The sequence below is a fragment of the Luteimonas sp. R10 genome, assembly GCF_045689605.1.
In the GTDB taxonomy this organism is placed as follows: Bacteria; Pseudomonadota; Gammaproteobacteria; order Xanthomonadales; family Xanthomonadaceae; genus Luteimonas.
Genome location: NZ_CP141262.1, coordinates 742724 through 757569 on the forward strand (window position 1 = coordinate 742724; position 14846 = coordinate 757569).

Genomic DNA, 14846 nt, shown 5'->3' on the forward strand with positions numbered 1-14846 from the left:
GGAATGATGACAGGGAAGACGTGGCCGCTGGCGGCGGCCGTACTCGCCATGGCGCTGGTGCCGGGCTGCGAAGGCACGCGCGAACCGGAGCCGCAGGAAGTGGCCGCGGTCAGCGACTTCGAGATCGGCCATCGTCCCGCACTCGGCGGTGCCGACGTGGCCCGCGCCATCCTGGCCACCGGCGGCATGGCGGACCCCGATGCGATGCCGGTCTACTCGGACATCGAGTTCTTCCCGGTCGTCCATGCCGACGCGCTGGAGGCGATGTCCGGCCCCCGGCAGCTGCGCCGCCACGACATCGAGCCGGATTTCTCGGCCATCGATTTCGACAGGCAGTTCGCTTTCCTGGTGGCCCATCCCAACGCGAGCGGCTCCTATCGGGCGATGTCCAGCGGACAGTACGCCACCTACTTCAGCTCGGTGCGGGGGTCCTACCCGGACGACCGCGTGCGGGTGCACCTGTCCGGCAGCCGGCTGGGCGGCCTGGATCCGATCACCGCGCTGACTGCCCGCTGGGAAGGCAAGATCTATCCGATCGACCGCCGTGGCCGGGATCTGCTCGAGGTCCGGCTGGACAATAACGTCTACACCTATGCGCTCGCCGTACCGGAGGACGACGCGCCTCCGGCAGACGGCGCCGCTTCCGGCCCGGCGGCCGCCGATCCGAACTGACGGTTCGGCGTCGATCGCGGCGGATGCCGCGCCGCCGGCCGCGGTCAGTGTGGTGATGCTGGCGCCCGCACCGCCGAGCAGGCGCGGCAGAACGCGCGCTCGATGCGAGTGCGGATTCCCGGCGACTTCTGGGCCGAACTGAAGGCCGAGCAGCTGATCGAGGCGGACGCGCCGGTCCCCGCCTAGCGCTCGCGCGCCGGCAGGAAGCGCGGCGGCGAGCGCTCCTCAGGCCCGGGTCGGCTTCGACGCCAGTGGGTAGCCGCTGAACGGCTTCACCTCGTCCATCAGGAAGTGCGAGACGATCTTCTCCACGCCGTAGTCGCCGCCGAGCAGTGCGCGGGCGATGTCCTTCCACTCGTGCACGTCGTTGACGATCACCCGCAGCATGTAGTCGTAGGCGCCGCTCACCCGCGAGGCCTCGACCACCTCCGGCATCGCCAGGATGCGCTGGTCGAAGGCGCTGAAGCCGTCCAGCGCGTGGTGCTTGAAGGACACCTGCGCCAGGACGATCGTGGCCGAGCGGATCCGGTCCACCGCCACCTGCGCGCGGTAGCCGTTGATCAGGCCGCGGGCCTCCAGTGCGCGCACCCGGCTCAGGCAGGCGCTGGGCGAGAGCGCGACCTGGTCGGCGAGCGCCTGGTTGGTGATGCGCGCGTCCTGCTGCAACACGTTGAGGATCTTCAGATCGGTGCGGTCGAGGTTGCGGGACGACATCGGCGGCTGCGTTCGGGAGCGTGACCCCGAGTCTAATCGCGCCGACGCGCGGCCGGCGGCGCCGCAGATTCTGTGGAATTGCCACCCGCCGGCCGGACATCCTGCGTTATTTCACCGGCACAGGCGCAGGATCGCGCAGCCTGGATCGGTGAAAGACAAGCGCAATCAATGGTTTGGGCGAAAGCGCCGGCGCACGGGCGACGGTGGACACGGTGGCGCACGTCATCTCTGATGAAACGGTCGCGTGCCCGCGCCGCCACCGGCGCGGACCTCTTCCAGCTCCGCAGCGCCGCCTGCCGCAACAAGGGGAACGAACATGAAGTCTTTCGCCGTGCATCCTCTCGGCCTTTCGATCTGCGGTTGCCTCGGCCTGCTGGCCGCGGCGCCGGCGACGGCGCAGTCCGGTCCCGAGGCGGCGGAGTCCGCCGACGCGGTGACGCTCGATCGCATCATCGTCACCGCCGGCAAGCGCGAGGAGTCGGTGCGCGAGGTCTCCGGCTCGGTCTCCGCGGTCACCGGCCAGCAGCTGCAGGACAGCGGCGCGCAGAGCCTGGCCGACTACGTGCAGCGCACCCCCGGCGTGGTCTTCAACAGCTACCAGCCGGGCGTGTCGCACGTGGTGGTGCGCGGCATCGCCACCAGCGCCGGCAACGTGCAGGGCCAGACCACCACCGGCTACTTCCTCAACGACGTGCCGCTGACCGAGCCCGGCTGGACCATCGCGGTGCCCGACATCGACACCTTCGACCTCGACCGCGTCGAGGTGCTGCGCGGGCCGCAGGGCACGCTGTTCGGCTCGGCATCGATGGGCGGCGCGATCAACTACATCGCCAACCTGGCCGATGCCGGCGGCTTCGACGCCGCGCTGGAAAGCACCGTCAGCAAGACCCGCAATGCCGACCTGGGCTACAGCGGCAAGGCGATGGTCAACCTGCCGATCGCCGAGGACGTGTTCGCGGTACGCGGCGTGGTGAACTACCGCTCCGATCCGGGCTATCTCGACAACGTCGGCACCGGCGTCGACGGCGCCAACGACGCCACCGTGGCCGGCGGCCGGCTCTCGGCGGTGCTGACGCCGGGCGAGGCCACCACCGTCACCTGGCTCAGCCTGTTCCAGCAGATCGATTCGGACGACAACGCCTATCGCATGCCGGCGCTCGGCGACCTGGTGCGCGATACCGCCATCCCCGAGTCCACCGACACCGACGTCACCATCCACAGCCTGCGCCTGGACCACGACTTCGGCTGGGCCGGCCTGACCGCGCTGGCGGCCTGGCAGGAGAAGTCGCAGGACTGGCGCTTCGACTTCACCCCGTACCGCGCCGGCTACAACGCCGACCTCGACCTCGACCTGACCGAGCCGCTGTACATCGCCTCCGGCGGCGAGAGCGAGGGCCGCAGCGTCGAACTGCGGCTGGCCTCGCCATCCGGCGGGCGCTTCGAGTGGCTGGTCGGCGCGATGCTGTTCGACACCGACAAGTCGCTGCACGAGCAGCTCGGCGCCGCCGGCGCCGCCGCCGCGTTCGACCGTTCCGCGCTGTACGGCCCCGGCAGCGGCGCGGTCATCGCGCCGGACGGCGAGATCTTCAACGCCTTCTACACCGAACTCGAAGGCACGGAGAAGGCGCTGTTCGGCGAGGCCTCGGTGCATTTCAACCCGCGCTGGAAGCTGACCCTCGGCGGCCGCGCCTTCCGCACCGAGGTCGAGGAGACGGCCACCGAGGTCGGCTTCGGCACGTACCCGGGGGCGCCGCGGGTGTCGAGCTCGCGTACCGAGGAGAGCGGCTTCAATCCCAAGGCCGCGCTGACCTGGACCCCGCGCGAGGACCTGATGGTCTACGGCCTGGTCTCGGAAGGCTTCCGCTTCGGCACGCCGAACACGCCGGGGCTGAGCGCGTATCCGGTTCCCGACGGCTCCGGCAGCGACGCGCTGACCAACTACGAGCTCGGCGTGCGCACCGCCTGGCTCGACAACCGGCTGCTGCTCGATGCCACCGCCTTCTACGTCGACTGGAGCGACATCCAGCTGCGCCTGCAGACGCCCGACAACTTCAACTACGCCGCCAACGGCGGCGAGGCCAGCAGCCGCGGCATCGAACTGTCCGCGGCATGGCGACCGAACGCCCGGTTCGACCTGCACAGCGCCGTGACCTGGCAGGAGGCGCGACTGGAGGAGGACCTGTTCATCCTCTGGTACGGGACCGCCCCTGCGGGCGCGCGCCTGCCCGGCTCGGCCGACTGGTCGGTCAGCAACGCCGCCAGCTGGCGCTTCGACGCGCGCTGGTATCCGACCCTGACGCTGGCGCACCAGTACCTGTCGGAGGGCATCAGCGACCTCAACTCCGCGGTGCCCGGGGTGGTGCCGAACGAACAGGGCGACTACCACCTGGTCGACCTGCGCCTGCGCATGAGCTTCGGCCGCACCGACATCACCCTGTTCGGCAGCAACCTGTTCGACGAGCGCGGCGTCACCCGCACCGTGCCCGAGGCCAACGGGCTCGGCCAGGGCATCGTGCGCCCGCGCACCTTCGGCGTCACCGCGCACTGGCGATTCTGAGCATGCGGTCGTTGTCGACCGGCACCGGGCCGGATGCGGAACGGAAGCCCACGGCCATGCGCGATGCCGACGCAATGGCGCTGGGTCGGCTGGACGCGCACGCCCAGGCCGCGCTGGTGCGCGCCGGCGAGCTGTCGCCGGCGGAACTGGTGGCGGCCGCGATCGTGCGCGCCGAGCGGCTCGATCCGGCGCTCGGCGCGCTCAGTCACCGCGCCTTCGATGCCGCGTGCGAGCGCGCCGCCGCGCTGCGGCCGGGCGCGGACGCAGCGCTGGCCGGCGTGCCATGGCTGGCCAAGGACTCGCTGGACCATCCCGGCATGCCCACGCGCGCCGGATCGCGCAGCGGCGCGGAGATCCTCGCGACCGCCGCGCCGGCCTTCGTGCAACGCCTGTCGGCGCAGGGCCTGGTGGCGATCGGCAAGAGCGCGATGCCCGAGTTCGGCCTGCTGCCCTCGACCGAACCGCTGCTCGGCCCGGTCACCCGCAATCCCTGGTCGCCGGCGCATTCGCCGGGCGGCTCCAGCGGCGGTGCCGCGGCGGCGGTCGCCGCCGGTATCGTGCCGCTGGCGCACGGCAGCGACGGCGCCGGCTCGATCCGCATGCCGGCCGCCTGCTGCGGCGTGGTCGGGCTCAAGCCGGGGCGCGGCGGCGTGGTCCGCGCCCGCGCCCCGCACCTGCTCGAGGACCTGCTGGTCGGCGACGGGCTGCTGGCGCGCAGCGTGCGCGACGCGGCCTGGGCATTCGCGGTCGTCCGTCCGGTGCCGTCGGCGCCGGTGGCCGCGCCCTCGCCGCGCCGGCTGCGCATCGGCGTGGTCGCCGGCAACCTGCAGGGCGACGATCCGCACCCGGAGGTGGCGCGCGCGCTGTCCGCCGCCGCCGCGCTGTGCGCGGACCTCGGTCATACGGTGGAGGTCGCGCGCCTGCCGGTGGACGTGGAAGCGGTCGCCGAGGCGCTGCGCACGCTGTGGTCGCAGCTGGCGGCCGACAGCGTCGACCGGGTCACCGCACGGCTGGGCGCACGTGCGGCCGACCGCGTGCTGGAGCCGTGGACCCGCCAGCTGGCGGCGTGGCATCGGCGGCATTGCGGGACCGATGCGCTGGAGCGCGCCTTCGCCCAGCTCGGCGGCCTGCCGGCGGCGTTCGCCGGCTTCCATCGCGATTGCGACGTCCTGCTGACGCCGGTGGTGCGCACGCCGCCGCCGCCGCTCGGCACCCTGGCGCCCGATCGCGACTTCGATGCGCTGCTGGCGACGGTGTTCGACTGGATGTCGTACACGCCGCTGCAGAATCTCGCCGGGACGCCCGCGATCGCGCTGCCGCTGGCGACGAGCGCGGACGGGCTACCGATCGGCGTGCAGTTCGCCGCCGATCGCGGCGGCGAGGACCTGCTGCTGGCGCTGGCGTACGAACTGGAGGCGGCGGCGCCGTGGCACGGGCGCTGGCCGCCGCACGCGGCGGCATCGCATGCGGAGGCAGGCTGATGGCGCGTGCCCGCGACCGGTTCCACGCGGCATGCGCGCAAGATGGCACGGCGGCGCTGGCGCGGCATGCGATCGCCGAAAGCTCGGAACGGCCGCGCGGCGCACTCGACGGAGGCGGAACGGAATGACGAGCGAATGACCGGCGATTGGAAACACGGCGGCGTCCCGGTGCGGCGTGGCCGGGGACGAATTGCATGCCTCGCCCTGGTCCTGCTGTTCGCGGCGGGCGCGGCGCTGGCGGCGGATTTCACCGCCGCCGACCTGGTCGACCTGAAGCAGGTGTCGGACCCGCAGCTCGCTCCCGGCGCTGCGCGCCTGGCCTACGTGGTCGCGACCCCGCGACCTGGCGGCAAGCCGCCGCGACAGCGGATCTGGCGCCGGCCGCAGGAGGGTGCCGTCGGCAGCGTATTGCCGGCGCCGGCGGAGGCCAGCGACCACATGCCGCGCTGGTCGCCGCGCGGCGACGCGCTGGCGTTCCTCTCCGATCGCCCGCGCCCGGGCGACGACGATGGCGGGAAGGCGGACGAGTCGTCACCCGTCACCCAGGTCTGGCGCGTGGCCGGCAATGGCGACGCCGCCACGCCGCTGACCGATGCGGCCGGTGGCGTGACCGCCTTCGCCTGGTCGCCGGACGGCCGGGCGCTGGCCTACATCGCCGCCGACCCGCTGCCGGCCTCGCAGCAGCGACGGCGCGAACGCAAGGACGATGCGGTCGAGGTCGACCGTCCGCAGCAGTTCGCCCGCCTGTGGCGGCTCGACCTCGCCGGCGGCCCCGCGCGCGTGCTGACCGGTCCCGGCCTGCAGGTGCACGACGCGGCCTGGTCGCCGGACGGCCGCCGATTGGCGCTGCGGGTCTCCGACGGCACCACGCTCAACCACTACTGGTACCGCTCGCGCATCGTGCTGGTCGACGCGGATGACGGCCGCCCCCTGCGGACCCTGCATGAGCGCGCCTCCGCCGCCGCGCCGCAATGGTCGCCGGACGGGCGCCGCCTGCTGTACGGCACGCTCGGGCCGCACGGCATGACCGCGCAGCTGGTGGTGCACGATCTTGAAGACGACCGCAGCGTTCGGCTCGCCGCCGACTGGCCGGGCACGTTGTGGCAGGCGCGCTGGCACGGCGACGACGCGCTGATCGGCGAAGGCCAGCGCGGTGTGCGCGCCAACTTCCTGCGCATCGATGCCGCCGACGGCAGCTGGGAAACGATGGCCGAGGTGCAGGCGTCGTCGGCCATCTTCGACGTGGCCGGCGACGGCCGCGTGGTGTTCGCCGGCATGCGCGACGACGCGCCTGCGGAACTGTGGCTGCTGCAGGACGGCGTCGCCCGCGTCCTCACCGACACCAATCCGCAGGTCGCCGGCTGGAGCCGCGGCCGGCTGCGCGAACTGTCGTGGCGCAGCTCGCGCGACGGCCGCGAGATCGACGGCCTGCTGATGCTGCCGCCGGACTGGCGGCCGGGCGCGGGGCCGCTGCCGACCCTGGTGCAGATCCACGGCGGTCCGGCCTGGGCCTGGTGGTCGGGCTGGCTCGGCTCCTGGCACGAGTGGGCGCAGCTGCTGGCCGCGCACGGCTACGCGGTGCTCATGCCCAACCCGCGCGGTTCCGAGGGGCGCGGCGCGGCCTTCGCCTGGCTGGCGCGCGGCGACTGGGGCGGCGCCGACTTCCAGGACGTGCTCGACGGACTCGACCACATCGTCGCCGAAGGCATCGCCGACCCGCAGCGGGTGGCGATCGGCGGCTGGAGCTATGGCGGGTACCTGTCGGCATGGGCGGCGGCGCACAGCGACCGCTTCCGCACCGCGATCGTCGGTGCCGGCGTGATCGACATCGGCGCGATGGCGTTGACCACCGATACCCCGGACTACCTGCCCGGCTACTTCGGCGACCCGCTGGCCGAGCGCGCCGCCTACGACCGCCATTCGCCGATCCGCCATGCCGACCGCATCGAGATTCCCGTGCTGATCCTGCATGGCGACGAGGACGCGCGCGTGCCGCTGTCCCAGGGCGAGATGCTGTACGGCGCGCTGCGCTTCAACGGCACCCCGGTGGAGATGGTGCGCTACCCGCGCGAGCCGCACTGGTTCCGCGAGCGCGAGCACCAGCGCGACGTGCTCGAGCGGGTGCTGGGCTGGCTCGACCGGCAGCTCGTGGCGGTGCCCGCTCCCGCGGCGACCTCCGCGCGCGACTAGTGCGGATGCGTGCCGTCGTCCGCGGCCGGCGCCTCCGCCACCGGCAGCAGCGCCAGCAGGTCGGTCACGCCCATGTCGACGCCGGCCTGCGACAGCAGCGTGGTGACCTGGCCGCGGTGATGGGTCTGGTGGTTGAACAGGTGCATCAGCAGGCCGAACGTCTCGCGCTCGAAGGCCTTGCCCGCGGTGTTGCGGTAGCGCAGCGGGGTCGCCAGCGCGGCCTCGTCGAGCGCGCCGCTCCAGGCCTCGATCAGCGCGTCCATGCGCCCGCGCGCGGCGGCCAGCGCATCGAGCCGGTCGAACAGCGTCGCGTCCAGCGTCGACGGCACCGGCATCGCCTGCAGCTGCGCCAGCAGCGGGTGCGCCCCGGGCGCGGCGGCGAAGCGCCGCAGCCAGATCAGGTCGGCGACCAGCAGGTGGTTGAGGGTGCCGAGGATCGAGCCGAAGAACGCGCCGCGGTCGCGCGCCAGTTCCGCCGCCGGCAGCGTGGCCGCGGCGCGGTACAGCCGTTCGTTCATCCAGCGGTTGTAGCGCGCCATCAGCGCGACATGATCGGGTCGGGACACCGTGCGCTCCATGGTCGGCGGCAGGTCGCGGGGCCGCCGGTGATGCCCGGCCCACGCGCTTCAAAAGCCTGCCCGATGCACTGGATCGATTGCAATCGTCCCGCGCGTACCGTCGCGCCGGCTTCCGGAGACGAAACGCTAGCCGACGATCCCGCTTGCAGGCCCGCGCTGCCGGTCGTGCGCGAGCTTCCGCGCATAGAGCGCCGCGCCGTAGTGCGGCTGGTGCAGCGGCTGGCGCAGTTCGAACGCCGGACTGGCCGCGCGCAAGGCGGCGGCGAACGGCTGCAGCAGCAGGTCGCCGGCACCGAAGGCGCCGCCCGAATACGACAGCGGAACGGTCTCCTGCGGCTCGAACGCCAGCGCCGCACGGAGCGATGCCGCGATCAGCGCCAGTTCGTGCGCCGCCTGCCGGTAGATGCCGAGCGCGGCCGGGTCGCCGGCCTGCGCCGCCTGCGCCACCAGCGGCGACAGCTGGGCGAGTTCGCCGCGGGCGTAGTTCTGCGTGCCGTACACGTGCGCGCAGATGTCCAGGTCGTGCTCGAGCCGCAGCGCATCCTTGAAAATCGCGTGCAGCGGCCCCTTCGCCAGCCGCCCGTCGCTCATGCGCGAGAAGGCGTTCAGCCCCTGCATGGCGATCCAGTAGGCGGATCCCTCGTCGGAGAACGCCTCGCCCCAGCCGCCCGCGCGGGCCGAGCGTCCGCGGCGCTGCCCGTATCCGATCGACCCGGTACCGGCGACGATGTTGATCCCGTCCGCACAGCCGAGCGACCCGGCCCACCCGCAGACCATGTCGTTGTCGCAGGCGTAGCGGTCGTGGCCGAGGAGCGCGGCCGGAATCGCGTCCAGCAGCCGGGTGACGCGGCTGTCCTCGCCGTGGGCGGGCAGGCCGAAGAAGGCGTGCGCGATGTCGCTGCGCTGCGCGCCCGCGAGCGCGAGCACCTGCTCCACGCCGAGCGCCAGGACCTCGCGCACGCCATCGACGCCGGCATGTGGATGGTAGGTGGTGCCCAGCCGCGCTTCGGCCAGCAGCCCGGCCTCGTCGTCGATCAGGGCGAACCGGGTCTTGGTTCCGCCGCCGTCGACGCCGAGGAAGCACGCGCCGGTCATGCGGTCGGCGCGTACAGCCGGACGCCTTGCACCACCCGGTTGACCAGGCCCTGGGTGTTCGGGTTGTCCGGCGACAGGCCGAGCGCGCGCGAGGCCTCGAAGGCGTAGAGCTGCGCGACCACCACGAACGGCCACAGCAGGTCGACGTCGGCCGCGCCGGCCATGCCGGACACGGCGATGGTGTCCGGATCGGCGCGCCGGGGCTGCGCGGTGACTTCGATGACCCGGGCCGCGCGGCCGTCGCGCCGCAGCTCGTCGACGAGGTCGTGGTCGTAGCGCCGGGTGAGCGGGTCGTTGGACACGAACACCATCGCCAGGGTCCGCGCGGTGATGAAGGTCTTGGGGCCGTGGCGGAACCCGAGAGGGGAGTCGAAGCAGGTGGCCACCGCGCCGTTGGTGAGCTCGCCGAGCTTCAGCGCCGCCTCGCGGGCGAGTCCCTGCAGCACACCGCTGCCCAGGTAGGCCACGCGGTCGTAGCCGCACGCGGCCAGTCCCCCGAGTGGGGCGTGGGCGCCGGATATCGCGCGTTGCGTCGCCTGGGCGATCGCCCCGATCCTGCCGTCCATCGCCCCCGCTTCCCCCAGTGCCGCCAGCGTGGCGTACATCATGCAGCTGAAGCTGGACGTCATGGCGAAGCTGGCGTCGTGGGTTTCCTCGGGCAGCTGCAGCGTCATCGCCGTGGCGACCGGGGCGCTGCCCAGCGCGCCCGCGGGATTGCAGGTCACCACCAGGTGCCGCACGTCGGCGACCAGCGACTCGGCCAGTTCCATCGCCGCGATGCTTTCCGGGCTGTTGCCGGAGCGGCCGAAGGACACCAGCAGCAGCGGCTGGTCGGCATCCAGGTACAACCGCGGTGCGCTGACGATGTCGGTCGTCGGCACCGCGTCCACGCGTGCGGCGAGGCTGCGGTCCAGGAGGGGCGCCAGGCACTGGCCGATGTAGGACGAGGTCCCGGCGCCGGTGAGGATGACGCGCGCGCGCGGGTTGCCGGTGACCGGCGCGACGAACGCCTGCAGCCGCGCGTGGAGCGCCGACACCAGGGCGTGCGCGCGCTCCAGCATGCGCGGCTGTTGGGCGATCTCGCGCGCGGTGCAGACGGCGCCGGTCGCGATGAGGTCCGTTTCGGGAATACCGAGCGATTCAGTGGGAGGCATGGGGGTCACAGGCATCGTTGTAGTCGTCCAGGACCACGTCGATATGGGCCATCGCCAGCGAAAGCGGCGCGTTGGTCGCGGTTTCGTGGCGCAGCGCACGCAGGGCGTGGGGCAGGTATTGGCCGATCAGCGACATCGGCGGCGGGTCGGCATGCAGATTGTCGAACAGCCGCTGTCGTGCCTGTTCGATCGCGGGGTCCGGCCAGTAGTAGCGCATGCGGTCGCTGAGGCTGTAGTCCAGGTCGACCGCCAGCGCGCGGCCCTGGCCGTGGTAGTAGCGCTGCCAATGCCCGGGCTCGGCGTGCATGCGCTCGCGTACCACCTCGCGCAGCCGCGCCTGCCGGGGCGGGTCGATCCATTCGCGTTCGATCGCGTCCAGCGCCCACAGCGCCTCGCGCAGCGCGAACGTCAGGCCCGGGCCGACCTTGAGGATGGCGAAGTGGTCGCGCACCAGCGCGGCGAGCGCGGGCCGGGTCTGGTAGTCGGTCGAATGCGCCTCGAACACCATGCCCGGCACCCGCTCGATGGCGCGGCTGAGCGGAGCCGCCGCCTCGGGCCGGTAGTCGATCACGTCGTGATGGTCGAACTCGACCCCCGGCTGCACCACCGACGCGATCACCCGCGGCCAGGCGCCATCGAGCCCGGCAGCACTGAACGCATCGCGATGCGCCCGGATCGTCGCCAGCGCCGCCTCGGGCGTCGTCGGCGCCAGGCCTTCGATCGACTCGGTGGCGCCGCCCGGCACCGGCACCTCGGTGCCGATGACGTAGACCGGCGCCTCGCCGCCCGCCTGCGCATGGGCGGTTTCCGCCGCCCGGCACAGGCGCACCGCGCGGCGGACGATCTCGGCCTCGGGCAGCGGCTCGGGATCGCCGCTGCAGGCCATCGAACAGTCCAGGTGGATCTTGCGGAAACCCGCCGCGACATAGGCGGCGACCATCGTCTCGGCCTTGGCCATCGCCGCATCGGCCGGCAGCGCGGTCCACGGGTTGGGGCCGAGGTGGTCGCCGCCCAGCACCAGGCGTGCGCGGTCGAAGCCGACCCGGTCGGCGATGGCGTGCACGAACTCGACGAAACCGGCCGGGGTCATGCCGGTGTAGCCGCCGTCCTGGTTGACCTGGTTGCAGGTCGCCTCGAACAGCAGGAACGGCCGGTCCATGCGCAGCGCATGGCGCAGGGCGGCTTCGATGACGATGGGGTGCGCCGAGCAGATCGAGGTCACGCCGGTGGCGTGGCCCTGCGTATGGCGCGCGACGAAGTCGAGCAGGACGTGCATCGGGGGGAGGGTCCGGTCAGGAGGGGACGGTCGCGCTGTCGCGCTCGGGTTCGCTCACCAGCAGCAGCGAGGCGATCAGGGCCAGCACCAGGCCGACCATCTTCAGCGGCCCGGGCACCACGCTGGCGAAGAGCAGCGCCAGCACGGCGGTGACCAGCGGCGCGCCGGCGTTGGTCAGCGGCGCGACCACGATCGCCTTGCCGTGGCGGAACGCGTACACCAGCGTCAGCGCGCCGACGGCGTTGAGGACCTGGATCGCGGCGGCCATCCACGGGCCGTCCAGGCCCAGGTTGATCGGTCGCGTCCAGTCGGTCATCGCCAGCGCCACCGGAGCCAGCAGCACCGCGCCCAGCATCATGTAGAAGAAGATGCTCTCGGCGCGGACGGTATGGTTGGCAAGGCGCATGAAGTAGGCCTGCACGCCCCAGGCCAGCATGATCAGCAGCGACTGCACGAACCAGCCCAGCCCGCCGGTGCCGCCGCGGCCGAACGACAGGTCCAGCAGCGGCAGCGCCACCAGCGCCAGCGCGATGCCCAGCGCCCCGCGCGGGCCGGTGCGCTCGCGCAGCAGCAGGAAGGCCAGCGCGATGGTGACCACCGGCGACAGCGAGATGATCGGGAACACGAAGTAGGCCGGGCCGATCGTCAGGGTATGGAACAACAGCATCTGTCCGCCTGCGCCGAGCAGGCCGATGGTCATGCCGAAGGCGACCGCGCCCGGCGAACGGTCCAGTGCCCACCCGCCGCGCCACAGGATGTACAGCGCCGGCGGGATCATCGTCAGCGCCCAGACGCAGTAGACCAGCGTTTCGGGGAATCCGTGCTCGGCGGACAGGCCCGACAGCGCCCCCCAAACCCCCCACAGCAGGACGGTGGTCAGCGCGTAGACCAGCCACGGACGCCGGCCCGATGTGGCGATCGCCGTCATGCGGCAGCGTCCACGGGCGTCGCCTGCAACAACAAGAAGTCGGAGAACGCGACGTCCAGGGTGTTGTCGTCCGCGTCCACGGCGCCCAGTTCGGTGTCGTTGAACAGGTCGCGCACGCGATGGCGGCCGCGGCCCAGCCCGCGCAGTTCCACCCGGCCCTTCCACGTGTCCGCATAGAACGCGTAGTACATGGTCCCGTCCCGGGCGATCGCATGCGCCTCGGGCGTGTCGAAGCCGATGTCGTACAGCGATCCCAGGTAGTCGCCCTTGGGCAGCATGTGCTGCTTGTACAGGCCGACCCACTTGCGCCACAGCGCCTCCTTCTCCGGCGTCAGCACGTAGCCGCCGGGCGGCAGGGGCGCGGTGGGCGTCTCGGTATCCCTGGGCCAGGTGAACTTGGACGAGATCACCGCGCCGATGCCGACGCTGGAGGCGAAATCGGTGCCGCCATCCGACAGTTCGACGTGGTCGCCGGCGTAGCTGCTGCGCTCGCCGATCAGCGCCTTCATGGTCTTGCCCTTGCTGCGCACCTGCCAGGACGACAGCGGGTCCGACGACGGGAACTGGTCGGTCGCCGGCAGGTTGTGGAACGCGAACGCGGTGCCGCACGGGCACAGTTCCACCACCGCGTCGGGATTGGCCTCGCGCGCGGCCTTGTGGATCGCGCTCCAGAAGTCGGCGAGCTTTTCGAACGATTCGTTGGGGTCGGCGTGGTTGTGCGCCGGGTTGTGGCACGGCGCGACGGCGTTGAGGTGCTGGCCGTCGAGCTTGAGGCCCTCGAAGCCCCAGTCGCCGATCGCCTTCTTCACCAGCGCGACGTAGAAGTCGATCGTCGGCTGGTAGGCCGGGCACTGGGTCAGCGCGTTCCACCAGGTCACGGTCTGGAATGCGCCGTACTCGTCCAGCAGCAGCATGTCCGTGTGTTCGTGCAGCACGTCGCTGCCGGGATCGGCCGCCAGCGGCGCCAGCCACAGCCGGGGGCGCATGCCCTGCGCGCGCACCGCGCGGGTGAAGGCGCGCATGTCCTCGTCGCCGCGCGGGAACTTGCGCCGGTCGATCTGCCAGTCGCCCTCGTTGGTCTGCCAGCCGTCGTCGAGCACCGCCCATTCGAAGCCCAGCTCGCGCGCCTTCGGCAGGGTCGCCAGGATCTGCTCGACGTTGAAGTCGCGCTCGTAGCCCCAGGCGCACCAGACCGGCGCGAAGGCCGACTCCGGCGCCAGGGGCGCGACGATGCCCTCGGCCCGCATGAACTCCCGGTACCGGGTCAGCGGCGCGAAGTAGTCGCCGCCGTGAACGTTCAGCAGCACCCGGTCGGTCACCAGGGTCCGGCCTGGCGCCAGGACCACGGGCACCCGCGATTCGACCGCGATGCTGGCGCCGCCAGCGGTCCTGCGCACCGGCATGTCCAGCAGCCGCACCACCGGTTCGACGTGGCCGACGGCCAGGCCCACGTCCCGCCGCCAGAGATCGGCCACGGGCGTGCCGCCGCCGTAGTCGGAGGAATCCATGCCCAGGGTGTTGCGCTGCTCGAAGCCGGCGTCGAGCGGCTGGACCCAGTCGCGGCGATCGGTATGGGTCGCGCCGGAGTAGCTCCAGAAGCCGCCGGGGGCGTCGGCCAGCTCGTGGGCGGCGCTGCGCCAGCCGGCGACCTCCACCGCGGCCGCGCCCTGGTTGTGGTAGCGCACCTGCAGCACCGCCATGCCGGGCTGGCGATCGAACAGCGACACCGCGACCTGCTTCTCGATCCCCCGTGCCGAGCGGCCGCTCACCAGCAGCTGCCGGCCCTGCCCGTGGCGGGCATCGTCGAGCGGAAGCAGCTGCGTCCCGGTGAACGCGAACGCTTCGGCGCTGCCGTCCGCCAGCAGCAGGCGCTCGCTGTCCTGGTACGGGGTCAGCCGCTTGCCGCCGGAGGCGATGCGGGTATGCAGGTGCCGGTCGAAGGCGATCGAGAGGACGCCGTCCTCCAGTCGCGCGTCGGCGAGCTTGCCGCCTCGATTCGTGGCGGCCTGCGCCAGCGGCAGCGCCACCCAGGAGGCGGCGCCGACCATGCTGCCGGCCATCAGTTTCAGGAGCGTGCGGCGTTCAATCGGGGCCATGGTCGCGATCCGGTCGAGGTCGTCCGATTCTGCGCGAGAGGTTCCTATTGATGCAAGCGTTTTGTTGCGATATGGTTTCAGTAAGTTTCGTTATGCACCTGGAGC

11 protein-coding genes are annotated in these 14846 nt (G+C 72.2%); 4 read left to right on the forward strand and 7 right to left on the reverse strand.

The features are described 5' to 3' along the window. Positions 1-6 precede the first annotated feature (6 nt). Complete coding sequence (locus U3649_RS03250; protein WP_407353461.1) at positions 7-672, forward strand: hypothetical protein; 666 nt, start codon at positions 7-9, stop codon at positions 670-672. A gap of 225 nt (positions 673-897) precedes the next feature. On the opposite strand, the gene U3649_RS03255 is transcribed toward U3649_RS03250, so the two are convergent. Then, entirely contained in the window at positions 898-1386 is a 489-nt protein-coding gene (locus tag U3649_RS03255) for an Lrp/AsnC family transcriptional regulator (protein ID WP_149195639.1), read from the reverse strand. A 316-nt stretch (positions 1387-1702) separates the two neighbouring features. Here U3649_RS03255 and U3649_RS03260 point away from each other — a divergent pair, with 316 nt between their 5' ends. The 3 genes from U3649_RS03260 to U3649_RS03270 all read left to right on the forward strand — a co-directional run bounded on the left by U3649_RS03260 (position 1703) and on the right by U3649_RS03270 (position 7614). Then, a complete protein-coding gene (locus U3649_RS03260) occupies positions 1703-3943 on the forward strand; it encodes a TonB-dependent receptor (RefSeq protein WP_407353462.1) in 2241 nt (746 codons plus the stop codon). A gap of 56 nt (positions 3944-3999) precedes the next feature. Beyond that, entirely contained in the window at positions 4000-5424 is a 1425-nt protein-coding gene (locus tag U3649_RS03265) for an amidase family protein (protein ID WP_407353463.1), read from the forward strand. 135 nt (positions 5425-5559) lie between these two features. Further along, positions 5560-7614, forward strand: coding sequence for a S9 family peptidase (locus U3649_RS03270; protein ID WP_407353464.1), 2055 nt, complete (start codon positions 5560-5562; stop codon positions 7612-7614). Here the strand turns inward: U3649_RS03270 and U3649_RS03275 are convergent. The 6 genes from U3649_RS03275 to U3649_RS03300 form a co-directional block, all read right to left on the reverse strand. After that, positions 7611-8153, reverse strand: a complete 543-nt coding sequence (locus U3649_RS03275) for a DinB family protein (RefSeq protein WP_407354532.1) — start codon at positions 8151-8153, stop codon at positions 7611-7613. The genes U3649_RS03270 and U3649_RS03275 overlap by 4 nt on opposite strands. Before the next feature lie 165 nt (positions 8154-8318). After that, on the reverse strand, positions 8319-9287 hold the full coding sequence (locus U3649_RS03280) for an N-acetylglucosamine kinase (RefSeq protein WP_407353465.1): 969 nt from the start codon (positions 9285-9287) through the stop codon (positions 8319-8321). Beyond that, positions 9284-10441: an SIS domain-containing protein gene (locus U3649_RS03285; protein ID WP_407353466.1), complete on the reverse strand. Its 1158-nt coding sequence runs from the start codon at positions 10439-10441 to the stop codon at positions 9284-9286. The genes U3649_RS03280 and U3649_RS03285 overlap by 4 nt, the downstream gene beginning before the upstream one ends. Next, positions 10428-11717, reverse strand: coding sequence for a D-tagatose-bisphosphate aldolase, class II, non-catalytic subunit (locus U3649_RS03290; protein ID WP_407353467.1), 1290 nt, complete (start codon positions 11715-11717; stop codon positions 10428-10430). The genes U3649_RS03285 and U3649_RS03290 overlap by 14 nt, the downstream gene beginning before the upstream one ends. Positions 11718-11733: 16 nt before the next feature. After that, positions 11734-12645: an EamA family transporter gene (locus tag U3649_RS03295; RefSeq protein ID WP_407353468.1), complete on the reverse strand. Its 912-nt coding sequence runs from the start codon at positions 12643-12645 to the stop codon at positions 11734-11736. Continuing rightward, positions 12642-14741, reverse strand: coding sequence for a glycoside hydrolase family 36 protein (locus U3649_RS03300; RefSeq protein ID WP_407353469.1), 2100 nt, complete (start codon positions 14739-14741; stop codon positions 12642-12644). Before U3649_RS03300 ends, U3649_RS03295 begins: the two co-directional genes overlap by 4 nt. Positions 14742-14846: the final 105 nt, after the last annotated feature.

Bases quoted from the DNA above. Each gene is read 5' to 3' on its own strand.
- U3649_RS03250 (WP_407353461.1), top strand. From the start codon at position 7: ATGACAGGGAAGACGTGGCCGCTGGCGGCGGCCGTACTCGCCATGGCG.
- U3649_RS03270 (WP_407353464.1), top strand. From the start codon at position 5,560: ATGACCGGCGATTGGAAACACGGCGGCGTCCCGGTGCGGCGTGGCCGG.
- U3649_RS03285 (WP_407353466.1), bottom strand. From the start codon at position 10,441: ATGCCTCCCACTGAATCGCTCGGTATTCCCGAAACGGACCTCATCGCG.
- U3649_RS03260 (WP_407353462.1), top strand. From the start codon at position 1,703: ATGAAGTCTTTCGCCGTGCATCCTCTCGGCCTTTCGATCTGCGGTTGC.
- U3649_RS03290 (WP_407353467.1), bottom strand. From the start codon at position 11,717: ATGCACGTCCTGCTCGACTTCGTCGCGCGCCATACGCAGGGCCACGCC.
- U3649_RS03255 (WP_149195639.1), bottom strand. From the start codon at position 1,386: ATGTCGTCCCGCAACCTCGACCGCACCGATCTGAAGATCCTCAACGTG.
- U3649_RS03265 (WP_407353463.1), top strand. From the start codon at position 4,000: ATGCGCGATGCCGACGCAATGGCGCTGGGTCGGCTGGACGCGCACGCC.
- U3649_RS03295 (WP_407353468.1), bottom strand. From the start codon at position 12,645: ATGACGGCGATCGCCACATCGGGCCGGCGTCCGTGGCTGGTCTACGCG.
- U3649_RS03275 (WP_407354532.1), bottom strand. From the start codon at position 8,153: ATGGCGCGCTACAACCGCTGGATGAACGAACGGCTGTACCGCGCCGCG.
- U3649_RS03300 (WP_407353469.1), bottom strand. From the start codon at position 14,741: ATGGCCCCGATTGAACGCCGCACGCTCCTGAAACTGATGGCCGGCAGC.
- U3649_RS03280 (WP_407353465.1), bottom strand. From the start codon at position 9,287: ATGACCGGCGCGTGCTTCCTCGGCGTCGACGGCGGCGGAACCAAGACC.